This window comes from Streptomyces sp. NPDC127595, from assembly GCF_042671685.1.
GTDB lineage: Bacteria > Actinomycetota > Actinomycetes > Streptomycetales > Streptomycetaceae > Streptomyces.
This window is the reverse complement of the sequence record NZ_JBHXWK010000003.1, coordinates 452,694-476,462: the sequence shown is the minus strand read 5'-3', so window position 1 is coordinate 476,462 and position 23,769 is coordinate 452,694. Positions and strand designations below refer to the sequence as shown.

Genomic DNA, 23,769 nt, shown 5'->3' with positions numbered 1-23,769 from the left:
CAGGACAATGCTGGACATCCCCTCACGAGTGCGTGTACATGTGGAGACACTGCTTGCGGCGCAGAACGACATGGGGGTTTGCGATGCTATTGAGCAATACGCACCGGTCGGAAAGCCGGATGACATGACCGCCCCTCACCTTCCGAAAGTGGCCGGAATCGATTCCACGGTTCCCTCGCCCGCACACACTGTCGCGCCGAGGTCCGCCACCACGGTCACCCCCTCGGCCACCTCCGCCACCGGCCCGGGAGCCGATCTCCAGGATCGTCTCGCCGGACTGGTCTCCGATCTGACCACGCTCCACGAACTCACCGAACGCCTGGCACGCACCGCGACACTGAGCGACGCACTCGAGGAGCTGCTGCGCGCCGGAGCCGCCCTGGTGGGCGCCCGGCGCGGTCTCGTCGTCATGGAACCGAGCGACGGACTCGGCCCGGACACCACGATCGGACTGGGCCTCGCGCGGGCCGATCTCGGCCACATCGAGACCGTCCCGCGAAGCTGTATGGCGTACGGGAAACTCCTCGACACCGCGGCCGGACTGCCCGGCGGCGAGGCGGAGATCACACAGCCCGATCTGTTCGCCGAGGACGGGCTCGACCCCCGCCACCGCGAGGTGGCCGCCCAGCTCGGCTACGCGGCGAGCTACGCACTGCCCTTGTCCACGGAGGGCGCGGGCCGCCTGGGCGCCGCCGTATGGCTCTACGACGAGCCCGCCGAACCGGTCGAGCGCCAGCGCCACCTCATCGGCCGGTACGCCCGGCACGCCACCGAACACCTGGCACGGCTGCTGGAACTGGATCGCACGCGCGCGTGCCTCACGACGATGTCCGAGGAGCTGCTTCCCCCGCGGCTGCCCCGGGTCTCCGGCGTCCAGCTCGCCGCCCGGCACCGCACCGGTCCGCGCGGCGGCGGCGACTGGTACGACGCGCTGCCGCTGCCCGACGCCGCGCTCGGCCTCGCGGTCGGCTCCGTCACCGGGTCCGGGCCCAGCGCGGTCGCCGCGATGGGCCGGCTCAGGGCGTCCCTGCGGGCATACGCGGTCATGGAGGGCGAGGACCCCGTCGCCGTCCTGTCCGACCTCGAACTTCTGATGCGGCTGACCGAGCCCGCCCGCTCCGCCACCGCCCTGTTCGCCTTCTGCGAGCCCGCGCTGCGAAAGATCACGCTGGCCGGCGCCGGACACAGCCCGCCCCTGGTGATCGGCCCGCGGCGCACGGAGTTCGTGGAGACCTCCCTGTCGGCGCCCCTGGGCATGCTCGCCTGCTGGGAGGCACCGAGCGTCGAACTGAGCGCCGAGCCCGGCGAGACGGTGCTCCTCTACACGGACGGCCTGCTGCACCGCACCGGCGACCCCATGGACCGCGCCTTCGCCCGGCTGCACGCGGCGGCGTCGAGTGTCCCTCGGACCCTGCGCGACGATCCGGGCGCGCTCGCCGATCACGTCCTGCGGAGTGTGCTGCCGGACGGGCTGGACGAGGCGGACTCCGAGGAGGACGTCGTACTTCTGGCGGCGCGCTTCGAGTGAAGACGTCGTACTACTCGCGGCACGCTCCGAGTGAAGACGTCGAACTACTCGCGGCACGCTCCGAGTGAAGACGTCGAACTACCGGCGGCACGCTCCGAGTGAGGACGTCGTACTACCGGCGGCACGCTTCGAGTGAGCCCGCGTAACAGGTCTTCCGGCTCTGGACCCCCTTCAGTACGACCGTACGATGGTGGGGGTCCAGAGTCGTATCTAGGAGGCAGACCGTGGCGGACGAGCTCAACCCGGAGACCCCGGACGAGACTCCCGAAGAGCCGATCAAGCAGCGCAAGAACGGGCTGTACCCGGGCGTGTCCGACGAGCTGGCCGAGAGCATGAAGTCCGGCTGGGCCGACACGGAGCTGCACGGCCTGGAGCCGATCGCGCAGGCCGAGCACACCGCCGCCCGCCGCGCCGCGCTCTCCGCGCGCTTCCCGGGCGAGCGTCTGGTCATCCCCGCGGGCAACCTGAAGACCCGCTCGAACGACACCGACTACCCCTTCCGCGCCTCGGTCGAGTACGCGTACCTCACCGGCAACCTGACCGAGGACGGCGTCCTGGTCCTGGAGCCCACCAGCGACGGCCACAAACCGACCATCTACCTGCTGCCCCGCTCCGACCGCGAGAACGGCGAGTTCTGGCTCAGCGGCCAGGGCGAGCTGTGGGTCGGCCGCCGCCACTCCCTGACGGAGGCCGGGCAGCTGTACGGCATCCCCGCCTCGGACGTCCGCGAGCTCGCCGACAAGCTCCGTGAGGCCACCGGTCCGGTCCGCGTCGTACGCGGCTACGACGCCGGCATCGAAGCGGCGCTCACCGACAAGGTGACCGCCGAGCACGACGACGAGCTGCGGGTCTTCCTGTCGGAGGCCCGGCTGGTCAAGGACGAGTTCGAGGCCGGCGAGCTGCAGAAGGCCGTCGACTCGACGGTGCGCGGCTTCGAGGACGTCGTGAAGGTCCTCGACAAGGCCGAGGCGACCAGCGAGCGCTACATCGAGGGCACCTTCTTCCTGCGCGCGCGGGTCGAGGGCAACGACATCGGGTACGGCTCGATCTGCGCCGCCGGTCCGCACGCGTGCACCCTGCACTGGGTGCGCAACGACGGTCCGGTCCGCTCGGGCGACCTGCTCCTGCTGGACGCCGGTGTCGAGACGCACACGCTCTACACGGCCGACGTCACGCGCACGCTGCCCATCAGCGGCACGTACACGGAGATCCAGAAGCAGATCTACGACGCGGTGTACGAGGCCCAGGAGGCCGGTATCGCGGCCGTACAGCCGGGCGCCAAGTACCGCGACTTCCACGATGCGGCGCAGCGCGTGCTGGCCGAGAAGATCGTCGAATGGGGCCTCGTCGAGGGCCCGGTCGAGCGCGTCCTGGAGCTGGGCCTCCAGCGCCGCTGGACCCTGCACGGCACCGGCCACATGCTCGGCATGGACGTCCACGACTGCGCGGCCGCGCGGACCGAGACGTATGTGCAGGGCACGCTGGAGCCCGGCATGTGCCTGACCGTCGAGCCCGGCCTGTACTTCCAGGCGGACGATCTGACGGTGCCGGAGGAGTACCGCGGTATCGGCGTGCGGATCGAGGACGACATCCTGGTGACCGAGGACGGCAACCGGAACCTGTCGGCCGCCCTGCCGCGGCGCTCCGACGAGGTCGAGGCGTGGATGGCCGCCCTGAAGAGCTGAGCTGAACACCGCTTTTGAAGTCTGCAGTACTGAAGTACTTCGGGTGCTTCGGGTACCTCAGGTACTTCGGGACCTAGGTACTTCGGGAGACTGCAGGGGCTGATACGAGATTGGTGGCCGGGTACCTGTGGCGGTGCCCGGCCATTCGTGTGCCTGTTCGGGTGCCTTTTGTGCGCCTTTTCCGTGTGCCTAGGGGGCGGCTTTTCGTGGACGACTTCTGGTCCGGCGTCGGTGTGGACCTGCACCTGGAGCCCGACGCGGCTGCGGGACGCAGATCCGGGCTCGAACGGGCACTGCGCGACGCCGTACGCGACGGGCGGCTCACGCCCGGTACCCGGCTGCCCGCGACGCGACGGCTCGCGGTCGAGCTGGGCGTCTCCCGGGGCACGGCGAAGGCGGCGTACGACCAGCTCGTCGCCGAGGGCTATCTGACCTCACGCCAGGGGTCTGGCACGGCGGTCGCGTCGCTGCCCTCGGTCGACGCGGCGGCGCCGAACGCCCCCACGCGCACGCGTGCCCCCCGTTTCGACCTGAGGCCCGGCAGCCCGGACGTCGGTACGTTCCCGGCGGCGGCCTGGCTCCGCGCGCTGCGGCGGGCGATCGCGACGGCGCCCTCCCTGACGTACGACTACGGGGATCCGCGCGGCCGCATCGAACTGCGGACGGCGCTGTCGGAGTACCTGGGCCGGGCCCGGGGCGTTCTCGCGCCGCCCGAGCGGATCGTGATCACCTCCGGGTATGTGCAGGGGCTCGCGCTCCTCGCGCGCGTGCTGGACGGCGGGACGTTCGCCATGGAGGACCCCGGGCTGCCGTTCCACCGGGAGGTGGTGCGGCGGGGCGGTGGGCGGGTGGTGCCGCTGCGGGTCGACGAACACGGTGCCCGTGCCGGTGAGTTGACCGATGCGGCGGCCGTGGTCGTCACGCCCGCCCATCAGTACCCGACCGGCGTGACACTGCACCCGGAGCGGCGGCGGGCGCTCACCGACTGGGCACGCGCGCGTGGCGGGCTGATCATCGAGGACGACTACGACGGGGAGTTCCGCTACGACCGGCAGCCGGTCGGCGCCCTCCAGGGGATGGCACCGGGGCAGGTCGCCTACCTGGGTACCGCCTCCAAGACGCTCGGGCCCGCGTTGCGGCTCGGCTGGATGGTGCTGCCGCCCCGCCTGGCCGACGAAGTGGCCGACGTCAAACTGCACACCGACCATCACACCGAGTCCATCGGGCAGTTGGCCCTCGCCGAGATGATCAACAGTCACGCGTACGACCGGCACGTACGCGCGTGCCGTCTGCGCTATCGGCGGCGCAGGGACCAGCTCGTCGACCGCTTGGGAGCGCGGCGGGGCGTACGGGGGATCGCGGCGGGGCTGCACGCGCTGGTGGAAGTGCCGGACGAGGCCGAGGCGTTGGCGCGGGCGGCGGAGGAAGGGCTCGCGGTCGGGCATCTCGGCGAGCACTGGCACACGCCGGGCGGCGGCGGCCGGGCACAGGGGCTGGTCGTCGGATACGGGACACCGCGGGAGCGGGCGTATCCGGAAGCACTGGAGGCGCTGGGGCGGGTGCTGGAGACCGGCTGACGGGCCTCTCTCGGTGGGCGTGGGGAGACCGCTGACGACGTCCCCGAGTGGGCCTGAGGAGACCAGCTGACTGCGTACCCGGGTGGACTTGGGGAGACCAGCTGACTGCGTACCCGGGTGGACTTGGGGAGACCGGCTGACGGCGTCACCGGGTGGGCCTGGATTGGGTCACGAAATGGTGCTCGGATTGGGCCTGTCCAGGGGTCCACCGTGCTTCTAGTGTCGGTCTCATGACGAACTCCCTCGTCCCGCCCGCGGGTCCGCAGCGTGTACTGGCCCTCGCCCAGTTGGCCAACTCCGTCGGAGACGGCGCCTACTACGTGACATCGGCGCTGTACTTCACCCACGTCGTCGGTCTCGCCCCCGGGCGGGTGGGCCTCGGGCTGACCGTCGCGTGGGCAGTCGGTTCGCTGGTGGGGGTGCCGCTGGGACGGCTGGCCGACCGGCGCGGGCCGCGCGGCACGGCGGTGCTGCTCGCACTGGCGACCGCGGCGGCGGTGGCGTCCTTCCTCGTCGTACGCGGCTTCCTCCCGTTCGTCCTGGCGGCGTGCGCGTACGCGTCCGCGCAGTCGGGGCTCGCGGCGGCCCGGCAGGCGCTGCTGGCGGGGCTGATACCGGCCCGGGAGCGGACCGGACTGCTCGCGCACCTGCAGTCGACGCTCAACGCCGGTCTGGCCGTGGGCGCGGGACTCGGCGGCCTCGCACTGCACGCCGGGACGCGAGCCGCGTACCTCGGGGTGTTCGCACTGGACGCGGTGACGTTCCTGCTCTGCGCGGGCCTGCTGCTGCGACTGCCGGCCGTGTCATCGTCGGTCGCCGTGCACCGCGGTCATGGCCTCGGCGTACTGCACGACCGCCCCTACGTCCTCGTCACGTTCCTCAACACCGTCCTGCTGCTGCGGATGCCGCTGCTCAGCCTCGGCATCCCGCTCTGGATCACCGAACGGACCGCGGCCCCGGCCTGGCTGGTCTCCGCGCTGTTCGTGCTCAACACAGGTGCGGTGATGGTCTTCCAGGTACGGATGGCCCGCGGTGTCACTGGCCTCGCGTCCGCCACGCGCGCGATACGCCGCTCCGGGCTCGTCATGCTGGCGTCCTGCGCCGTCTTCGCTCTGTCGTCCGGTGTCTCGGCGTGGGTCGCGGTGAGCGCGCTGGTGGCGGGCGCGGTACTGCAGGTCCTCGCAGAGATGCAGCAGTCCGCCGGTTCCTGGCAGTTGGCCTTCGGCCTCGCTCCGGCCGACCGGATGGGCGAGTACCAGGGCTTCTTCGGCACCGGCGTCACGGTCGCCCGCACGATGGGCCCCCTCGTGCTCACCGCGCTGCTGGTGGGCTGGGGGACGCCGGGGTGGCTGCTCCTGGGCGGGGTGATGCTGGCGGCCTCGTATGCGATGGGGCCGGCGAGTCGGTGGGCGAGCGCCGGACCTGCGCAAGGGCGCGTCAGGCAGCCCGTGCCGGTGCCGGTGAACTGACGGCCGAAGAGGCACGTCAAGAAACCATCGCCGGTGAACTGACCACCACCGGCAGCGAGTCCACGAACAGCGCCCCCGCGAGCAGCCCTCCGCTGCCGCGGGGGCTCCACGCGCGCGCGTGGAGGTCGTTGTCGAGGGCGGACAGGGTTTCGCGGCCGGCCTCCGTGGACGTACCGCCCGCTTCCAGCACTGCGCGCGCGCCTGCCTGGACATGGCGGAGGCCGTGCGGGCCCGCCGTGTGCAGCAACTCGGTGTCCTGGAGGGTGGACATGACGGTGAGGAGGGCGTCGAGCCGGGCGTACGGCTCGGACGCGCCGGCGTCGCGGGCGGCGGTGAGCGCGTCCAACGCGCGCCGTACGTGCGGGAATCCAGCCCGCGCCTCGCCGCGCGCCCCGGCGGCGCCGTACTTCGCCGAGACGGACGATCCCCGCGAGGGCCGTCGCGGCGCCCGCCGGTCCTGGTGCGCGGCGATGCGCTTGGCAGCGACGGTGACATCCTTCCCGGTGGCCCGGGGCTCCAGGGCCGCGGCAGCGACCAGGAGCCCGAGGGTCCACATGGCGCCGCGGTGTCCGCCGCCCGCGAGGGCCATCGAGTGCTCGGTGGAGCGGCCGATCGCGCCCAGTTCCGTGCGGAGTTCGGCCGTGGGCCCGCCGATGCGGCGGGCGGCGGCGGCCATGGCCACGAGGCCGGGCTCCAGCGCCCTGGCCGACCAGTGCAGGGCGCGGTGGTCCTGGCGGGTGGAACGGGCGTCGAGGTCGCGCGGGTCGGGCAGTCCGGGCTTGGGAGCCAGCTCCAGTTGCCGGATCAGCGCTGCCACGGCGGCCCGCGCGAGCGTCTCGTCCTCGCGGCTCTTCATGGGCGTAACTTACGAAGACGCCGTCGCGGACGGGGACGGGGACGGGGAGACGCTGTCCGTCGGGGCGTCGCTCGGCGGCGTACCGGTCGGCGCGTCGCCCGGATCACTGCCCGGGTCACCACTCGGGGGCGTACCGCCGCCGCTGCCCGCCCCGGTGCTCTCCGCGTCGGGGTCGATGCCCAGGACGATGGACCCCTTGTAGCCCTTGGACGGGTCCTTCTTGTGCACCGCCTTCAGGGTCAGCAGGCCGCCGGCCGCGCCGTTGTCCTCGTACACCATGTCGTCGGCGAGCTCGGTGTAGCTGCCGCTGTGCCGGGAGTACGGCTCCAGGGCGAAGATCTCCGCGGCGATGTCGTCGTCGAAGAAGAGCTGGCCGGTGAAGTTCACCGTGCCGCCCTCGTAGGTGCCGTCCTCCTTCTCGCCGCCGGTGTGCACCTTGACGTGGATGTGCGTGGTGCGGGGCGTGTACCAGCCCGGGAAGATCGTCTCGAACTTGACGACCCCGTTGGCGCCTGCGACCTGGTAACCACGCAGGTACGTCTTGTCGTTGGCGGTCGAGCCGTCCTCGCTCTCGGCGGGGGCGGAGCCGCCGGGGTTGGCGGTGGTGTAGCCGGAGTAGTAGCCCCAGGCGTCGCAGTGCCAGATCTCCACGGCCGCGCCCGCGACCGGGGCGCAGGACTCGGTGGTGTCCTGAACGGTGATGCGCAGCGTCAGCGGGACGCCGCTCTTGCCCTCGGTGATGTCCTTCCGCACCAGGGCGCCGTCCAGGTAGTACGGCCCCTCGGTGACGCTCGACATCAGCACGCACTGGCCGCTGGTGGCGGAGGTCGCGGAGGCCGGCGCCTCGGCGTCCGTGGTCGCGGTGGTCGTCTCCTCGTCCGCGAACGCCGCCCGGTATCCCGCGAACGCGACTCCGCCGGCCGCGACCGTCCCTCCGGTCACCGCGATCGCGTGGCGCCGGGTGATCGTCTTCTCTTTGTGGCTTCCCGTCATGCTGGGAAAATTAGGGGCGTTACCCGTCAAGGACATGGGATGGCGCTGTCAGTTGACTATGGGCCCTGAGAGGTCGGCGGGGACTACACCGCGATCAAAGGCGCGCCCTTCCTCCACTTGAGGATCTTGTCGAAGCTGACCACGGCGCCGCCCCGCCCCGGCTTGTTGCCGATCTGGACGTGGTCCGCGAGTTCCTGGATGAGACACAGCCCGCGGCCGTGCTCGGCGTCACTGCGGGCCGGAACCGGGCGGAGCGGGGTGCGCATGACGCGGCCTGACGGGAGGTCGGGGCCGGACGGCGGGCTCGGGTCGGACGGAAGGGCGGTGCCGGACGGGAACCCCGGGCCGGAGTCGGCGACTTCGATGCGGCACGTCTCGCCGTCGAGGTAGGCGGTCACCCGGTAGGCCTCGGAGGAGCCGCCCCGCGCGGTGTCGCCGCCGTGCTCGACGGCGTTGGCGCAGGCCTCGCTCAGGGCGATGGAGAGGTCGAAGGAGACGTCCGGGTCGACGCCCGCGGTCTCCATCGTGCCGAGCAGCAGGCGTCTGGCGAGCGGAACGCTCGCAGCTTCACGCCGCAAATGGAGTGACCACCAGATGCTCATGCTCCAGCCTCCCGGCCGCGGCTCGACATACCGTTACGTATTGCCGCAACCACGCGTACGCAATCACCCACTTGACGTGATGCCGCCCATACGGCGGATGCGCGGGCGACAGGAATCGGTGTATGTGCAGGCGGAGAACGCCGTACCCGTCGGGAAACCCCGTACCCGCGGACGACACGACGGGCACAGACATCTCGAACGGCACGGACATCTCGAACGGCGCCGACGGCACGGACTGCGCCTCTACGGGCGGCACAGACAGATCTACGTACCGACGGTCGCCCGGATCGCCGCCCTCCGGACCAATCGCCATCTTGCGGACCTGCCATAGGGAACGGGTAAGCCCAGTGCGATGATGAGCCCGCCATGACTGCCCCCCACAAGCGCACGGCGCGCTCCGGATGCGATGTCCGGATGCTCCGGGCCGCGGTGTTCGCCGCGGCCTGCGTCGTGCTGGCCGCGGCCGGTCATGTGCTCGCCTCCTCCGCCACGGTCCCGCCGTGGACGCTGGCCGCCGGTTTCCTCGCGGTCTTCGCCGTCGCCGCGCCGCTGGCGGGACACGAGCGTTCCCTTCCGGGCATCGCGGCGGTCCTCGCGACCGGCCAGTGCGTGCTGCACACCCTGTTCGGACTCGGCCAGCACGGCGATACGACGATGACGATGGGGTCGGCCACGGCGTCGACCACCGGGTCAGGAACCGGGTCCGGAATGGCGTCGGGCATGGTCATGGCCGACGCGTCGGTCGTCGAGCGCGCGGCGCGTCTGCTGTGCGGCGCGACCGCGGCGGCGATCAGCCCCGCACAGGCCCAGCAGATCCTCGCCGACGCCCGGCTCGACACGGGCACGACGCAGTCCATGCACCACTCCGCGGACGCCATATCGGCGACCGGTTCCTCGATGTCCGTGCTGCCCTCGCTGCCGATGCTGCTCGGCCACGTCCTCGCGGCCGTCGCCACCGGATGGGTCCTGCGCCGGGGGGACATGGCGCTGCTGCGTCTCATCCGGCTGTCGGCGCACGGGGTCTCCGAGGGGGCTCTCGTACGTTCCCTGCGCGCCGCGCTCGCACTCGTACGCGCCCTGCGCACGGGACTTCCGGGTACGCCCGGCGCGGCACCGCGCACTGCGCGCCCCACGCCGCTCAGGCCGCCGAAGCCCCGTACCACCGCGCTCCAGCACACCGTCATCCGGCGCGGACCGCCGTCCTCCACCGCGCTCGTCCTCGCTGCCTGACGCGACGCACCACTCCACCGAGGGGCTGCCGTCGTGCGGCACACGCGCGTGCCCGCGTTTTCGACACCTCCAAGGGCGCCTCTAAGGGCTCCCCATCGGTGCCTTCCGCACGCGCATCGCGCACCACGCGCGCCCCAGCTCACCGGATCCCGTCCGATCTCACCGGATGTCATCCGATCCCATCCGATCTCATCGGACTCACAGTGGAGTGCTTCCTGTCATGAAGGTTTCCCGTATCGCCGCCGCCGGTGCCGTCGCCGCCTCGGCCGTCCTCGTCCTGTCCGGCCCCGCCTTCGCGCACGTCAGCGTGCAGCCGGAGGGCGAAGCCGCCAAGGGCGGATACGCCACGGTCAACTTCAAGGTCCCCAACGAACGCGACAACGCCTCGACCACCAAGCTCGAGGTCAGCTTCCCGACCGACCACCCGCTCGCCTCCGTCATGCCGGAGGCGGTCGCAGGCTGGACCACCAAGGTCACCACGTCCAAGCTGGACAAGCCGCTCGAAATGCACGGCGAGACGATCTCCCAGGCCGTCACCAAGGTCACCTGGACCGCCACCGGCAAGGGCATCCAGCCCGGCTACTTCCAGAAGTTCCCGCTCTCCATCGGCGCGCTCCCCGAGGACACCGACGAACTCGTCTTCAAGGCGGTCCAGACGTACTCCAACAAGGAGGTCGTCCGCTGGATCGAGGAGCAGAAGGAGGGCGCGGAGGAGCCCGAGAACCCGGCCCCGGTACTGGCGCTCAGCGCGGCGAGCGAGGAGGGCCACCACGGGGCCTCCGCCACCGCGACCCCGGCTGCCGAAACCTCCGCGGAGCACACGGAGACCACCGAGGTAGCCGCCGCTTCCACCGACAGCAGTGACACCACCGCGCGCGTGCTCGGCGTCGTGGGCATCGTCGTCGGCGCGGCGGGCGTGGCGTACGGCGTGCTGGCCGGCCGTCGGCGCACCGACGCCTGAGGCCCATCGCTCCCTCGGTGCCGCGCCGGAGGTCGTACGACATCGCCGTACAGGCCCTCGTACGACCCCGGTGCGCACCGGGCTCCTCACATCTGGGACATTTTTGTATGCGCAAGAAGACGTATGCCGCGGCCGCCCTGTTCGCTGCCGCCGCTCTCACCCTCTCCGCCTGTGGCAGCGGTGACGACAGCAACAAGCCGGTCGCCGACGTGTCCGTCGAGGCCGACTCCGGCAAGGCCGCGACCGTACTCGACCAGCCGTTCGAGAAGCCGGACCTCGTACTCACCGACGCCGAAGGCAAGAAGTACGACCTCCGCGCGGAGACCAAGGGCGACCCGACGCTGATCTACTTCGGCTACACCCACTGCCCCGACGTCTGCCCGCTGACCATGAACAACCTCGCCGTCGCCAAGAAGGCGCTGCCCAAGGCCGAGCAGGACAAGCTGCGCGTCGTGTTCGTCACCACCGACCCCGACCGCGACACCCCCGCCGAACTCAGCAAGTGGCTCAAGGGCATCGACTCCGACTTCATCGGCCTGACCGGTGACTTCGCCACCATCCAGGCAGGCGCCCGCACCCTCGGCATCTCCATCGAGCCCACCTCGAAGGACAAGAACGGCAAGCTCGTCTCCGTGCACGGCACCCAGGTCATCGCGTTCTCGCCGAAGACCGACGGGGGCTATGTGCTGTACGGCGAGGACGCCACCGTCGACGACTACATCAAGGATCTGCCCAAGCTCATCAAGGGACAGAACCCGTGAGGCGTCACACGACGGGAGCCGCCGTGCTGACCATCGCGGCCCTGACACTCACCGGGTGCGGCGCGGACAGCTCCGCCAGCACCTCGGCCAGGCCCGAACTCAAGGTCAGCGGCGCCTACATGCCCGCCCCGAGCATGGACATCATGGCGGCCGGCTTCTTCACCGTCACCAACTCCGGCGGCGCCGACACCCTCACCTCCGTCACCAGCGACCTCTCCGACGACATCACGCTGCACTCCACCAAGGACGGCACGATGGAGGAGGAGAAGTCCTTCGCCGTGCCCGCCGACGGCACCCTCGACTTCGCCAGCGGCGGCAACCACCTCATGTTCGAAAAGCTCACCCACCGGCCGAAGCAGGGCGAGAAGGTGTCGGTGGAGCTGCACTTCGCCAAGTCCGGCACCGTGAAGATCTCCATGCCGGTGCAGTCCGCGACGTACAACCCGAAGACCGGGCACTGAGGGAGGGATCACCTGTGACGCCGACCATCGCTCCCCGTGGCGCCACGCAAGGCATCGCGCGGATACGGACGCTGCTGTTGCTGTTCCTCGCCGTCAGCGGCGCGCTCCTGGCCGGCGCCGCGCCCGCCTCCGCGCACGCCGCGCTGACCGGCAGCAACCCGACGCAGGGGTCGGTGGTCGACAAGGCGCCCGCACAGGTCTCGCTGACCTTCTCCGAGCAGGTCGCACTCTCCGACGGCGCACTCCAGGTGCTCGACCCCAAGGGCGAGCGCGTCGACACCGGCAAGCCGACCAACCCGAGCGGCACCACGTACGCCGTGAAACTCCACGCCGGACTGCCCGACGGCACCTTCACCGTCACCTACCAGGTGGTGTCCGCGGACAGCCACCCCGTCTCGGGCGCCTTCACCTTCTCCATCGGCGCGCCCTCCCAGACCACCGTCGCCGTGTCCGACAAGGAGGCCGGCGGCGGAGTCGTCGGCGCGCTCTACGAAGCCGGTCGCTACATCTCGTACGCCGGGTTCATCCTCCTCGTCGGCGGCGCGGCCTTCGTACTCGCCTGCTGGCAGCGGGGCGCCGGAGTCCGCCCCGTACAACGGCTCGTGGTCTCCGGGTGGCTCGCGCTCACCGGCGCCACCCTCGCGCTGCTGCTCCTGCGCGGTTCCTACGTCGGCTCCGGCAAGGTCGGCGACATCTTCGACCTGACACTGCTCGGGCAGGTGCTGCAGACCAAGGCGGGCGCGGCGCTGGTGTCGCGGCTGCTGCTGCTCGCCGCGGGCGCGTTGTTCATCGCGGTGCTCTTCGGGGCGTATGTGAAGCGGGAGGAGGCAGAGGCAGAGGCTGGGGATGGGGATGGGGATGGGGATGGGGATGGAGTGGACGCCGATACCGATGCCGATGATGCCGCCGCCGCGAAGAGGGACCTCACCTTCGGGCTCGCGATCGGCGGCGCCGTCGTCGCGGCCGGACTGGCCGCGACCTGGGCGATGGCCGAACACGCCTCGGCCGGCATCCAGACGGGCATCGCGATGCCCGTCGACGTCGTGCACCTGCTGGCCGTCGCCCTCTGGCTCGGTGGCCTCGCGGCGCTGCTCGTGGCCCTGTTCCGGGCGCCCGCCGACGCCCAGATCGAGGCGGCGGCCGTCCACCGCTTCTCACGCATCGCGTTCGGCAGCGTGATCGCACTCGTCGCGACCGGTATCTACCAGTCATGGCGGCAGGTCGGCTCGTGGTCGGCCTTCACCGACACGACGTACGGGCAGCTGCTGCTCGTCAAGATCGGCCTGGTGGCGGTACTCGTCGGCATCGCGTGGATCTCGCGGCGCTGGACGGGACAGCTGTCCGAGCTTCCGGCCCCGGACGCCGTCGCGGCGGCCGTGGTCGAACAGCGCGCGAAGACCCGGACCAAGGTTCCCGCGGGCTCCGGTGACCCACGGCGGGCAGCCCAGCTCGCGCGGCAGGAAGCCGCCATGACCACCACACGCGACAAGCGCCTGCGCGACGCCGACCCACTCCGCTCGGGCCTGCGCCGCTCGGTGCTCGCGGAGGCCGGCGTCGCCGTCGTCCTCCTCGCGGTCACCACCGTGCTGACATCCACCGAGCCCGGACGCACCGAGGAGGAAGCCAAGGCAGCCACCTCGGCCACCTCCCAGCAGACCGGACCACTGTCTCTGAAGATTCCGTTCGACACGGGCAGCGAGGACGGCAAGGGCACCGTGGAGGTCACACTCGACCCGGCCCGCGTGGGCGGCAACGAAATGCACGTCTTCGTGGTGCGGCCCAACGGCAAGGCCTTCGACGTCCCCGAGGTGAAAATCGCCTTCACGCTCGAATCGAAGGACATCGGACCGCTCCCCGTGACCCCCGACCGCGTCGCCACCGGCCACTGGACGGCGAGCGGGGTACAGATCCCCATGGCGGGCGACTGGACGATCGCCGTGACCGTGCGGACCTCCGACATCGACCAAGCGACCGTAGACAAGAACGCGCAGATCGGCTGAACCACACCATGGCTGACCAGTCCACGCCGGGAGCCCCCTCCCAGGGAAGCGCCGCCAAGGAGGCATCCCCTGAGTCCCCTCCTGTAGAGGGCGCCCTCAAGGTGGGCTCTCCGGGCCCTTCCAAGGAGGCCGTTTCCGAAAACGCCTCCCCCAAGGAGGGCATTTCGCGGCGGCGGCTGCTGGGAACCGCCGGTGCCACCGGGCTCGCACTCGGTGCGGCGGGCGGCGCCGCCGGGTATGCGACCGCCCCCTCCGACAAGGCCGTGCCACTCACCTCGGTCGGCGCGGACATGGCGATGTTTCACGGGAAACATCAGCCCGGCATCACCACCGCCCTCCACGCCAGCGGCCACCTCATCGCCTTCGACCTGGCAGCGGGCGCGGGCCGCAAGGAAGCAGCCGCACTGCTGCGCCGCTGGTCGACGACAGCCCAGCGGCTGATGGCGGGCGAGGCCGCCGCACAGGACGACACGGACGTCGCGCGCGACGCCGGACCGTCGTCCCTGACGGTCACCTTCGGCTTCGGGCACAGCTTCTTCGCGCGCACCGGCCTGGAGAAGCAGCGCCCGGTCGCCCTCGACCCGCTCCCCGACTTCTCCTCCGACCACCTCGACAAGGCGCGCAGCAACGGCGACCTGTGGGTACAGATCGGCGCGAACGACGCCCTGGTCGCCTTCCACGCCCTGCGCGCCATCCAGAAGGACGCGGGCAGCACGGCCCGCGTGCGCTGGCAGATGAACGGCTTCAACCGCTCGCCGGGCGCCACCGCCCAGCCGATGACGGCCCGCAACCTGATGGGCCAGCTCGACGGCACCCGCAATCCGAAGCCCTCCGAAACCGACTTCGACGAGCGCATCTTCGTCCCCGCCTCCGGCGACCCGGAGTGGATGGCGAACGGCTCGTACGCCGTCGTACGCCGGATCCGCATGCTCCTCGACAACTGGGAGCAGCTCTCCGTGAAGGCCCAGGAGGACGTCATCGGGCGGAAGAAGGCCACCGGGGCGGCCCTGAGCGGCGGCACCGAGACGACCGAGATGAACCTCGACACGACCGACGCCGACGGCAACCTCGTCGTCCCCATCAACGCGCACGCCCGCATCACCCGGCCCGACCAGAACGGCGGCGCCGCGATCCTGCGCCGCCCCTTCTCCTTCCACGACGGCTTCGACCCGGACGGGGCGCCCGACGCGGGCCTGCTCTTCATCTGCTGGCAGGCCGACCCCGTACGCGGCTTCGTCCCCGTCCAGCGCAAACTCGACCGTGGCGACGCGCTCTCCGAGTTCATCCGCCATGAGTCGAGCGGACTGTTCGCGGTACCGGGCGGGGCGACGGAGGGTGAGTACGTGGGGCAGCGGCTGCTGGAGGGGTGAGGGGGCCGGCCTCTTCGGGATGGCGGGGTTCATGAGTGTGGTCGTCGCTCACCGGGGCCGTCGCCTCCACAGCCGGCGTCGCTCACCGGGGCCGTGGTTTTCCACAGGCGTGAGCCGGGTCGCGCAGGGCCCATTAGGGTGAGGTCATGCCAGCCAGCTACGCGTATCTCGGCCCGCAGGGCACCTTCACCGAAGTCGCCCTGCGGACGCTTCCGGAGGCTGCCACCCGGGAGCTCGTCCCGATGGTGTCGGTTCCCGCCGCGCTCGACGCCGTCCGTAACGGCGAGGCCGAGGCCGCGTTCGTGCCGATCGAGAACTCCGTGGAGGGCGGCATCACCACGACCCTCGACGAGCTGGTCGCGGGCAAGCCGCTGATGATCTACCGCGAGGTGCTGCTGTCGATCACCTTCGCGCTGCTGGTCAGGCCCGGCACGAAACTGTCCGAGATCAAGACCGTGACCGCGCACCCCGCCGCGCAGCCGCAGGTGCGCAACTGGATGAAGGCCAACCTCCCGGACGTGCTCTGGGAGTCCGCGGCCTCGAACGCGGATGGTGCCCGACTCGTGCAGGAAGGCCGGTACGACGCCGCCTTCGCCGGCGAGTTCGCGGCCGGTCCCTACGGCCTGGAGGCCCTGGAGACCGGGATCCACGACGCCGAGAACGCGCAGACACGGTTCGTCCTGGTGGGACGGCCCGCCCGGCCCGCCGCGCCGACCGGCGCGGACAAGACGTCCGTGGTCCTGTGGCAGCGTGACGACCACCCCGGTGGGCTGCGCGACCTGCTGGGCGAGTTCGCCACACGGGGCATCAACCTGATGCTGCTGCAGTCCAGGCCCACCGGCGAAGGCATCGGCAACTACTGCTTCTGCATCGACGCCGAGGGCCATATCTCCGACCGCCGGGTGGCCGAGGCCCTGATGGGGCTCAAGCGGATCTGCCTCCAGGTGCGGTTCCTCGGGTCGTATCCGCGCGCCGACATCGGTGTCGAGGACGTACGCACTCCGCTGCGCGGGACATCAGACGACGAGTTCGTCGCGGCGGCCGACTGGGTGGCGCGCTGCCACGACGGACGGTTCTGAGCGGTTCAGCCACTTCTGTCGAGCCTGCATGGTGACGGGCCCTGTCAGAGCTCAGCGCTGCCTTGCTCCGAGACCAGTCGTACCTGCCGATTTTCCTCATCCACAGGAAGTTATCCACAGGTGCGCTTCTCGACCTGGGGACAAGTCGACAACGAAGGGCTACATCGTCGACAAATCGGCCTCTGGGCCCCTGTTTCATCCACAGGGCGGCACGTCACCCCTCGTCCACTCTTTTCCCTTGGTCAATCCTATGGAGCGAAGCATTTCTGCTCGAATCCACTCGAACGTGGGTGTAGGGATGGTTTGACCCGAGAATCCCCCGCCCCGGCCACCCCTTTCGGAATGATCACTTCCATAGTCCACAGATCTTCCACACACCCTGTGGATAACTTCATGGAGGCGTGACTCCCTGTGGACAACTCTCCACTCAAGTCCCCTTTCCCATAAGGGGATCCAGTCAACAGCCCAACCGCCACGTGCCCCGATTCAGGGAGCATCGTCCGTTTTATTGACGGATATTGCCGATCAAGAAATTCAGTCCGGCATTTCGCCCATAACGTGACAGAAGTCACGGTACGGAATATCGAGTCGTTGACCGGAAGCACGCACCGGTAACCTTGAGGGGTGATTGACCTTCGCCTGCTCCGTGAGGACCCCGACCGTGTTCGCGCCTCCCAGCGCGCCCGTGGAGAGGACGTCGCGCTCGTCGACGCCCTCCTCTCCGCCGACGAGCGGCGCAGGTCGTCCGGCCTGCGGTTCGACGAGCTGCGCTCCGAGCAGAAGGCGCTCGGCAAGCTGATCCCCAAGGCCTCGGGTGACGAGAAGGCCGAGCTGCTGAAAAAGGCCGGCCAGCTGGCGGCCGACGTCAAGACGGCCGACGCCGAGCAGCACGAAGCGGACGAGGCGACCAAGCACCTCCTCCTCCAGCTCGGCAACCTGGTCCACCCCGATGTCCCGGTCGGCGGCGAGGAGGACTTCGTCATCCTGGAGACGCACGGCACCATCCGTGACTTCGGCGCCGAGGGCTTCGAGCCCAAGGACCACCTGGAGCTCGGCGAGGCACTGGGCGCGATCGACGTCGAGCGCGGGGCCAAGGTGTCGGGCTCGCGCTTCTACTACCTCACCGGTGTCGGCGCGCTCCTGGAGCTCGCCCTCGTCAACGCTGCGATCGCACAGGCCACCGAGGCCGGCTTCATCCCGATGCTGACCCCGGCGCTGGTCCGCCCGCGCGCCATGGAGGGCACCGGCTTCCTCGGCCAGGCCGCGGAGAACGTGTACCACCTGGAAAAGGACGACTACTACCTGGTCGGCACCTCCGAGGTCCCCCTCGCCGCGTACCACATGGACGAGATCCTCGACGCCGACAAGCTGCCCCTGCGCTACGCCGGCTTCTCGCCGTGCTTCCGCCGCGAGGCCGGCACGTACGGCAAGGACACCCGCGGCATCTTCCGCGTACACCAGTTCGACAAGGTCGAGATGTTCTCGTACGTCGCTCCCGAGGACGCGGAGAACGAGCACCAGCGGCTTCTGGACTGGGAGAAGCAGTGGCTGACCGGCCTTGAGCTGCCCTTCCAGGTGATCGACGTGGCCTCGGGCGACCTCGGCGCATCCGCCACCCGCAAGTTCGACTGCGAGGCGTGGATCCCGACCCAGGGCAAGTACCGCGAGCTGACCTCGGCCTCGAACTGCGACGGCTTCCAGGCGCGCCGCCTGTCGGTGCGGATGCGCGACGGCAAGAAGGTGCAGCCGCTGTCGACGCTGAACGGCACGCTGTGCGCCGTACCCCGCACAATCGTGGCGATCCTGGAGAACCACCAGCTCGCCGACGGCTCCGTACGGGTGCCGGAGGTGCTGCGTCCGTATCTGGGCGGCCGTGAGGTTCTGGAGCCGATCTCCAAGTGACGTCCGGCGCCATTCGGTCAACGGGGGCGTTCCCCTACAAGCTCGTCGCGACCGACCTCGACGGGACGCTGCTGCGTTCCGACGAGTCGGTCTCGGCGCGTACGCGTGAGTCGCTCGCGGCGGTCACCGCCGCGGGCGCCGCGCACATCGTCGTCACCGGGCGCGCGGTGCCCTGGACCCGGCACATCCTCGACGACCTCGGCTACCACGGCCTCGCGGTGTGTGGTCAGGGCGCGCAGGTGTACGACGCGGGGGAGCACAGGCTGCTCACCTCGGTGACCCTCGACCGGCAGCTGGCAGTTCTGGCGCTCGCCAAGATCGAGGCGGAGGTCGGCCCTCTGTTGCTGGCCGCGAGCCGCGACGGGCTTGACGGCGAGGTGCTGGTCGGGCCCGGCTACCGAGTGCACGAAGGGCCGCTCCCGGTCATGCCGATCAAGGACGCGGCGGACCTCTGGGCGGCGCCTCTGAACAAGGTGTACGTGCAGCACCCGACCCTCTCCGACGACGAGCTCGCCGCGGTGGCCCTGGAGGTCGCGGGCGGTCTGGTCGGGGTGGTCATGGCCGGCGCCGGGATAGTGGAACTCCTCCCCCTGGGCCTCTCGAAGGCGACGGGGCTTTCCCTGGCGGCCCGCCGTCTCGGCGTGAAGGCCGCGGACACGATCGCCTTCGGGGACATGCCCAACGACATCCCCATGTTCGCCTGGGCTGCTCACGGGGTGGCGATGGCCAACGCGCATGAGGATCTCAAGGCGGTGGCGGACGAAGTCACGCTGTCCAATGAAAAGGACGGCATCGCGGTGGTGCTGGAGCGGTTGCTTGGTCGCTGAGGGCGCGGCCGGCTTCTTGCCACTGGCTGCGTGCTGGTGGGCGTGCGTGTTGCGGAGGATGCGCGGATCGAACGCGCGCGGGGGTTCAGTCCCGATCGCGACTCGCTTCTGCTCAAACGCAGCGCAAGCCGGTGCCTTACCTCTCGGCCAATCCTCCGGGTGGGCGGCCCGCGCGAATACGCGCTCGAAGCGGCCGCCCCGGACAGCCCCCCGTGCGGCGCGGGTTCGACGGAGGTGACTACTCCGGAACCCGCCGCGGGCTGCCCTGTCGGGAGCTCGACGAACTGCTCCTGACGAACATCGTCGCGCTCCTCTCCCTGATCGTGGCGCCGACTCGAACCGGCGGCGTTGACACAACCAATGTGCCCGTACGCCGAGTTGGGCGCCACTGATTAAAAGGGCCGGCCGGGGGTGCTCACCGGCGGCGCCACCTGCGTCGGCGTCCCTTACTGAAGAACCACCCCGCGGGCGGCTCGTCGGAGCGCCAGGGCTGGGGATCGGGTCCCCCGTTGCGCCAGCGGGCGGCGAGCATCCGCGCGCGGGCCGACGGCTCGGTCGTCTCGGCGGATCGTATGAAGGCCTCGTCGAGCACGAGGTCGTCCCAGACTTCCCCGTCCGCATCCCCGTCCGCGCCTGTGCCCCTGCCCCCGGACTGCTCGCGACCATCACTCCGTGGTTCTTCGGCTGCCATCCCCGTTCCTCCTGGACGTGCGTCCCCGTCTGCCCAGTGTGCACAGACAGATGTGAAGCCTCTGTCAAGAAACAAAGAGGGCTCCACGCGCGCGTGCACGGTGACATCCGGGCACGCGCGCGTGGAGCCCCCGCTCACTCCTCGCCGGCCAGTGTCAGCGTCCGCAGCTTCTGCCCGGCGTACCAGGTGGCGAGGACGGTGACCACGACCAGCAGCACCGTCGCGGTCGGCAGGCCTACGTCCGAGGTGACGAGGTCGCCGCCGGTGACTTTGTGGCCCACCGCGAGCGCCCACTGCTGGACGCTGAGGGTGCGTGCGCCGGACACCAGTGAGCCGAAAAGGGCCTCCCAGACCAGCGCGTAGACGAGCCCGAAGACCACCGCGTGCCGGGTGATCGTCCCCAGGAGCAGGAAGAGTGCGGCGTAGGCGATCGAGGCGACCAGGGCGGCCACGGTGTAGGCGACGGCGATCTGCTGGCCGTTGCCGTTGAGGATCATGCCGGCGATGAAGGTGGGCACCGCGGAGAACGCCATGGTCACGGCGACGGCGACGATCAGCTTGGTGAAGATGATCGTCGGCCGCTTGAGCGGCTTGGCGAGCAGGTACACCACCGAGCCGTCGTCGATCTCGGGGCCGATGGCGCCCGTACCGGCGATGACGCCGATGATCGGGACCATCGTGGCGAGCGCGAACCCGCCGAGGACGTCGGCGGCCGTCTGGTCGTCGGCTCCGGTGAAGCCGCGTACGGCCGCGGAGATCACGATGAGCAGGACGGGAAGGGCGCAGAGAATGAGGGCTCGGCGGCGGCCGAGCAGGGCTCGATAGGTGAGCCGGGCGACTGTGGGGTCGTACATCTTCGGCCTCCTACGCCGCTACGAGATACGAGAAGACGGACTCGAGGGACTCGTCGGACGGCGAGACCGTGAGCAGCCGGATGCCGCTGTCGCGTGCGACCCGGGGCAGCAGCGCGGTGAACCGGCCGAAGTCGACGGCCTGGATGCGCAGCGCGCCCTCGGCGAGGTCCACTTCGATGCCGGAGGTGGACGGGTCGGCGATCAGCGCGGCGGCGAGTGCCCGGTCGTCGCTGGAGCGGACGAGGTAGCGGTGCGGTCGGTCGGTCATCAGGCGGCGGATGCGCCGGAAGTCGCCGCTGGCCGCGTGCCGTCCGGCGACGATCACCTCGATGTGGGCGGCGAGTTGCTCGACCTCTTCGAGGATGTGGGACGAGAACAGCACCGTGCGGCCTTCGTCGCCCATGCGGCGCAGCAGGTCCATGAGCTGCATGCGCTGGCGCGGGTCCATGCCGTTGAAGGGCTCGTCGAGCAGCAGCAGGGACGGTTCGTGGACGAGGGCGGACGCCATTTTCACGCGCTGTCGCATGCCCTTGGAGTACGTCGAGATCTTGCGGTCCTGCGCGTACTCCATCTCGACCGTGGCGAGCGCCTTCTGGGCGGCCTTCTTGCCCAGGCCGTGCAACTCGGCGTTGGCGACGACGAATTCGAGGCCCGTGAGGAAGTCGTACATCCCCTCGCGCTCGGGGACGATCCCGATCTCCTTGTAGATCTGTTCGTTGCGCCAGGTCGGCTTGCCGTCGAGGGTGACGGTGCCCGTGGACGGAGCCAGGAAGCCGCCCATCATGTGGATGAGGGTGGACTTGCCGGCGCCGTTCGGGCCGAGCAGGCCGGTGACTCCGGGGCCGATCGTCATCGTGATGTCGTTGACCGCCACCACGTTGCCGAACCAGCGGGAGACGTGGTCGATGTTGAGCGTGGTCACAGCCCGACCTTTCGGTAGCGGCGCATCAGGAGGCCGTAGCAGCCTGCGATGAGACCCAGGACGACGATGAGGTAGACGACGCCCTGCGCGGACGAGGGGCCTTCCCCTCCGGGGAAGGCGGAGGTGGCGCCCAGGAAGGCCGTCTGTACTCCGTCGATGAGCGTGATGGGTGAGAAGAGGCCGAGCCACGAGACGGCCGTGGGGTCGCTGGACTGGTTGAAGGCGATGGCCTGGACGGTGGACACGGCTCCGTAGGAGATGGTCAGTACGGCGATGACGGCCGCGATGCCGAAGCCGCGGCGCGGGGTGACCGCCGAGATGACCAGGCCGATGCCGGCGAAGAGGAGCGACAGCAGCGTCACGGAGACCAGCCCCTGTGCGAAGCCCTTCGTCTGGTCGGCGAAGTCGAGCTTGGCCAGCAGCGCCCCTACGTAGAGCACGATCAGCGGCGCGGCGGTGAGGGCGAAGAGTGCGGAGGCGAGGGCCGCGTACTTGGCGCGTACGTAGTCGGCGGTCTCGATGGGGCGCGAGAAGTACAGCGGTACGGTCTTGAAGCGCAGGTCGCGGGAGACGGACTGGGGTCCCTGGGAGGCGACGTAGAGGCCGATGACGGCCTGCATGATGATCGCGTAGCGCGTGTAGTCGACGGGCAGGTCCTTCGCCTTGGTGGCGACCGCTACCGCCACCATGATCAGCGCGGGGACGCACATCACCACGAAGAGCAGCATGGGCAGCACCTTGGACTTGACCGAGCGGCCGAGTCCGTAGGAGCCGCGCAGCGACTGCGAGTACAGCGAGCGGCGGGCGTACGCGCGGCCCAGGCGCGGTCCGTCGTAGTTGCGGTAGCCGATGTTGTGGATTCGGGTCTGCTCGCCCGCATGGGCTGTGGGCTGGACCTGGGGCTGCTCAACCGCCATGGCCGACCGCCTCCTTCCGCTGCTCGAGCTCGTCACGTGCGCCGTTCTGGTCGCTCTCGGTGTGGAAGACCTCGGCGATGTGGTGCCTGCGCTGTTCCATGCGGACCAGGCCGAGGCCGAGGTCGGCGACGATGTCGCGGACGAGGTCGTAGGTCTCCTCGCCCTCTGCGGTGAGCAGCAGGATGTGGCCGGCGCCGGGCAGGCCGCTGCCGTCGTGGGTCTCCACCCCGCGCGCGTGGAGCACGTCGCGCACCGCGCCGGTGCCGTCCGGGTGCTCGTCGGTGTCGGTGACCTCGATGGCGAGGGTCGTCGTCTTCTGGGTGAAGTCCGTGGTGGAGCTGGAACGCAGCAGTTTGCCGCCGTCCACCACGACGACGTGGTCGCAGGTGCGCTCCAGCTCGCCCAGGAGGTGCGAGGTGACGAGGACCGAGATGCCGAAGTCGGTGTGGATCCGGCGGATCAGGCCGAGCATCTCGTCGCGGCCGACCGGGTCGAGGCCGTTGGTCGGCTCGTCGAGGAAGACCAGTTGCGGGTCGTGGACGAGGGCCTGGGCGAGCTTGACGCGCTGCTTCATGCCCGTCGAGTAGCCACCGATGGGGCGGTACCGCTCCTCGTACAGGCCGACGTGGCGCAGTGTGTCCGCGGTGCGCTCGCGGGCCGCGGCCGGCGGGAGTCCGGACATGCGCGCCATGTGGACGACGAACTCGGTGGCCGAGACATCGGGCGGCAGGCAGTCGTGCTCGGGCATGTATCCGACCCGCTCGCGAATGGCGCCGCCTTCGGTGGCGACGTCGAGGCCGAGCACGTGTGCTCGGCCCTCGGTGGCGGGGGACAGACCCAGCAGGATCTTGATCAATGTGGACTTGCCGGCTCCGTTGGCTCCGACGAGTCCGGTCACACCGGGTCCGACGTCCACGGAGAGCCGGTCAAGAGCGGTCACCCTGGGGAACCGCTTGCTCAGGCTTTCGGTCGCGATCACAGTCACGGTTCGAAGTTAGTGGCGCACGCCACATCAAGTCGTCAGACCAGGGAGCTGTATCCGCGTCCCTCTCCAGTCGTACGGGCCCGTAGGGGTCCCCCTGAG

Annotated in this window: 21 protein-coding genes and 1 tRNA gene; 13 read left to right on the top strand and 9 right to left on the bottom strand. The window is 70.2% G+C overall.

Annotated elements, in window-relative coordinates; translation table 11 throughout:
* The first annotated feature begins 7 nt into the window (after positions 1-7).
* From ACFVKT_RS13145 to ACFVKT_RS13130, 4 genes are all read left to right on the top strand, one after another.
* Entirely contained in the window at positions 8-1,528 is a 1,521-nt protein-coding gene (locus ACFVKT_RS13145) for a PP2C family protein-serine/threonine phosphatase (protein ID WP_385730702.1), read from the top strand.
* Between the two features lie 224 nt (positions 1,529-1,752).
* A complete protein-coding gene (locus ACFVKT_RS13140; RefSeq protein WP_385730701.1) occupies positions 1,753-3,213 on the top strand; it encodes an aminopeptidase P family protein in 1,461 nt (486 codons plus the stop codon).
* Positions 3,214-3,419: 206 nt separating this feature from the next.
* Positions 3,420-4,790, top strand: a complete 1,371-nt coding sequence (locus ACFVKT_RS13135; RefSeq protein WP_385730699.1) for a PLP-dependent aminotransferase family protein — start codon at positions 3,420-3,422, stop codon at positions 4,788-4,790.
* A gap of 230 nt (positions 4,791-5,020) precedes the next feature.
* Complete coding sequence (locus ACFVKT_RS13130) at positions 5,021-6,259, top strand: MFS transporter (RefSeq protein WP_385730697.1); 1,239 nt, start codon at positions 5,021-5,023, stop codon at positions 6,257-6,259.
* Positions 6,260-6,275: 16 nt separating this feature from the next.
* Here the strand turns inward: ACFVKT_RS13130 and ACFVKT_RS13125 are convergent, their stop codons facing one another.
* The 3 genes from ACFVKT_RS13125 to ACFVKT_RS13115 form a co-directional block, all read right to left on the bottom strand.
* A complete protein-coding gene (locus ACFVKT_RS13125) occupies positions 6,276-7,115 on the bottom strand; it encodes a triphosphoribosyl-dephospho-CoA synthase (RefSeq protein WP_385730695.1) in 840 nt (279 codons plus the stop codon).
* Positions 7,116-7,124: 9 nt separating this feature from the next.
* On the bottom strand, positions 7,125-8,108 hold the full coding sequence (locus ACFVKT_RS13120) for an intradiol ring-cleavage dioxygenase (RefSeq protein WP_385730693.1): 984 nt from the start codon (positions 8,106-8,108) through the stop codon (positions 7,125-7,127).
* Between the two features lie 83 nt (positions 8,109-8,191).
* Positions 8,192-8,710 (bottom strand): ATP-binding protein, encoded by a 519-nt coding sequence (locus ACFVKT_RS13115; protein WP_385730692.1) that lies wholly within the window; start codon positions 8,708-8,710, stop codon positions 8,192-8,194.
* A 366-nt stretch (positions 8,711-9,076) separates the two neighbouring features.
* Between ACFVKT_RS13115 and ACFVKT_RS13110 the strand changes: the two genes are divergently transcribed.
* From ACFVKT_RS13110 to ACFVKT_RS13070, 9 genes are all read left to right on the top strand, one after another.
* Positions 9,077-9,940 (top strand): hypothetical protein, encoded by an 864-nt coding sequence (locus ACFVKT_RS13110; protein WP_385730690.1) that lies wholly within the window; start codon positions 9,077-9,079, stop codon positions 9,938-9,940.
* A gap of 220 nt (positions 9,941-10,160) precedes the next feature.
* Positions 10,161-10,901 (top strand): YcnI family protein, encoded by a 741-nt coding sequence (locus ACFVKT_RS13105; protein WP_385730688.1) that lies wholly within the window; start codon positions 10,161-10,163, stop codon positions 10,899-10,901.
* 107 nt (positions 10,902-11,008) lie between these two features.
* Complete coding sequence (locus ACFVKT_RS13100) at positions 11,009-11,662, top strand: SCO family protein (RefSeq protein WP_385730686.1); 654 nt, start codon at positions 11,009-11,011, stop codon at positions 11,660-11,662.
* Positions 11,659-12,123, top strand: a complete 465-nt coding sequence (locus tag ACFVKT_RS13095) for a copper chaperone PCu(A)C (protein ID WP_385730683.1) — start codon at positions 11,659-11,661, stop codon at positions 12,121-12,123. Before ACFVKT_RS13100 ends, ACFVKT_RS13095 begins: the two co-directional genes overlap by 4 nt.
* Positions 12,124-12,137: 14 nt before the next feature.
* Positions 12,138-14,123: a copper resistance CopC/CopD family protein gene (locus ACFVKT_RS13090; RefSeq protein WP_385730681.1), complete on the top strand. Its 1,986-nt coding sequence runs from the start codon at positions 12,138-12,140 to the stop codon at positions 14,121-14,123.
* 8 nt (positions 14,124-14,131) lie between these two features.
* Positions 14,132-15,493: an iron uptake transporter deferrochelatase/peroxidase subunit gene (gene efeB, locus ACFVKT_RS13085; protein WP_385730679.1), complete on the top strand. Its 1,362-nt coding sequence runs from the start codon at positions 14,132-14,134 to the stop codon at positions 15,491-15,493.
* Between the two features lie 146 nt (positions 15,494-15,639).
* The gene (gene pheA, locus ACFVKT_RS13080) at positions 15,640-16,572 is read left to right on the top strand and encodes a prephenate dehydratase (RefSeq protein ID WP_385730678.1); all 933 of its coding nucleotides are present in this window, start codon (positions 15,640-15,642) and stop codon (positions 16,570-16,572) included.
* A gap of 624 nt (positions 16,573-17,196) precedes the next feature.
* Positions 17,197-18,474, top strand: coding sequence for a serine--tRNA ligase (gene serS, locus ACFVKT_RS13075; RefSeq protein WP_385730676.1), 1,278 nt, complete (start codon positions 17,197-17,199; stop codon positions 18,472-18,474).
* On the top strand, positions 18,471-19,301 hold the full coding sequence (locus tag ACFVKT_RS13070; RefSeq protein WP_385730674.1) for an HAD family hydrolase: 831 nt from the start codon (positions 18,471-18,473) through the stop codon (positions 19,299-19,301). Before serS ends, ACFVKT_RS13070 begins: the two co-directional genes overlap by 4 nt.
* A gap of 52 nt (positions 19,302-19,353) precedes the next feature.
* On the opposite strand, the gene ACFVKT_RS13065 is transcribed toward ACFVKT_RS13070, so the two are convergent.
* The 6 genes from ACFVKT_RS13065 to ACFVKT_RS13040 form a co-directional block, all read right to left on the bottom strand.
* A tRNA-OTHER gene (locus ACFVKT_RS13065) sits at positions 19,354-19,458 on the bottom strand.
* 258 nt (positions 19,459-19,716) lie between these two features.
* On the bottom strand, positions 19,717-19,992 hold the full coding sequence (locus ACFVKT_RS13060) for a hypothetical protein (protein ID WP_385730672.1): 276 nt from the start codon (positions 19,990-19,992) through the stop codon (positions 19,717-19,719).
* Between the two features lie 134 nt (positions 19,993-20,126).
* Entirely contained in the window at positions 20,127-20,846 is a 720-nt protein-coding gene (locus ACFVKT_RS13055) for an ABC transporter permease (RefSeq protein ID WP_385730670.1), read from the bottom strand.
* A 10-nt stretch (positions 20,847-20,856) separates the two neighbouring features.
* Positions 20,857-21,768, bottom strand: a complete 912-nt coding sequence (locus ACFVKT_RS13050; RefSeq protein ID WP_385730668.1) for an ABC transporter ATP-binding protein — start codon at positions 21,766-21,768, stop codon at positions 20,857-20,859.
* Positions 21,765-22,685: an ABC transporter permease subunit gene (locus ACFVKT_RS13045; RefSeq protein ID WP_385730666.1), complete on the bottom strand. Its 921-nt coding sequence runs from the start codon at positions 22,683-22,685 to the stop codon at positions 21,765-21,767. Before ACFVKT_RS13045 ends, ACFVKT_RS13050 begins: the two co-directional genes overlap by 4 nt.
* On the bottom strand, positions 22,675-23,664 hold the full coding sequence (locus ACFVKT_RS13040; protein WP_385731084.1) for an ABC transporter ATP-binding protein: 990 nt from the start codon (positions 23,662-23,664) through the stop codon (positions 22,675-22,677). Before ACFVKT_RS13040 ends, ACFVKT_RS13045 begins: the two co-directional genes overlap by 11 nt.
* Positions 23,665-23,769: the final 105 nt, after the last annotated feature.

Bases quoted from the DNA above. Each gene is read 5' to 3' on its own strand.
- ACFVKT_RS13145 (WP_385730702.1), top strand. From the start codon at position 8: ATGCTGGACATCCCCTCACGAGTGCGTGTACATGTGGAGACACTGCTT.
- ACFVKT_RS13130 (WP_385730697.1), top strand. From the start codon at position 5,021: ATGACGAACTCCCTCGTCCCGCCCGCGGGTCCGCAGCGTGTACTGGCC.
- ACFVKT_RS13125 (WP_385730695.1), bottom strand. From the start codon at position 7,115: ATGAAGAGCCGCGAGGACGAGACGCTCGCGCGGGCCGCCGTGGCAGCG.
- ACFVKT_RS13120 (WP_385730693.1), bottom strand. From the start codon at position 8,108: ATGACGGGAAGCCACAAAGAGAAGACGATCACCCGGCGCCACGCGATC.
- ACFVKT_RS13115 (WP_385730692.1), bottom strand. From the start codon at position 8,710: ATGAGCATCTGGTGGTCACTCCATTTGCGGCGTGAAGCTGCGAGCGTT.
- ACFVKT_RS13110 (WP_385730690.1), top strand. From the start codon at position 9,077: ATGACTGCCCCCCACAAGCGCACGGCGCGCTCCGGATGCGATGTCCGG.
- ACFVKT_RS13105 (WP_385730688.1), top strand. From the start codon at position 10,161: ATGAAGGTTTCCCGTATCGCCGCCGCCGGTGCCGTCGCCGCCTCGGCC.
- ACFVKT_RS13100 (WP_385730686.1), top strand. From the start codon at position 11,009: ATGCGCAAGAAGACGTATGCCGCGGCCGCCCTGTTCGCTGCCGCCGCT.
- efeB (WP_385730679.1), top strand. From the start codon at position 14,132: ATGGCTGACCAGTCCACGCCGGGAGCCCCCTCCCAGGGAAGCGCCGCC.
- pheA (WP_385730678.1), top strand. From the start codon at position 15,640: ATGCCAGCCAGCTACGCGTATCTCGGCCCGCAGGGCACCTTCACCGAA.
- ACFVKT_RS13060 (WP_385730672.1), bottom strand. From the start codon at position 19,992: ATGGCAGCCGAAGAACCACGGAGTGATGGTCGCGAGCAGTCCGGGGGC.
- ACFVKT_RS13055 (WP_385730670.1), bottom strand. From the start codon at position 20,846: ATGTACGACCCCACAGTCGCCCGGCTCACCTATCGAGCCCTGCTCGGC.
- ACFVKT_RS13045 (WP_385730666.1), bottom strand. From the start codon at position 22,685: ATGGCGGTTGAGCAGCCCCAGGTCCAGCCCACAGCCCATGCGGGCGAG.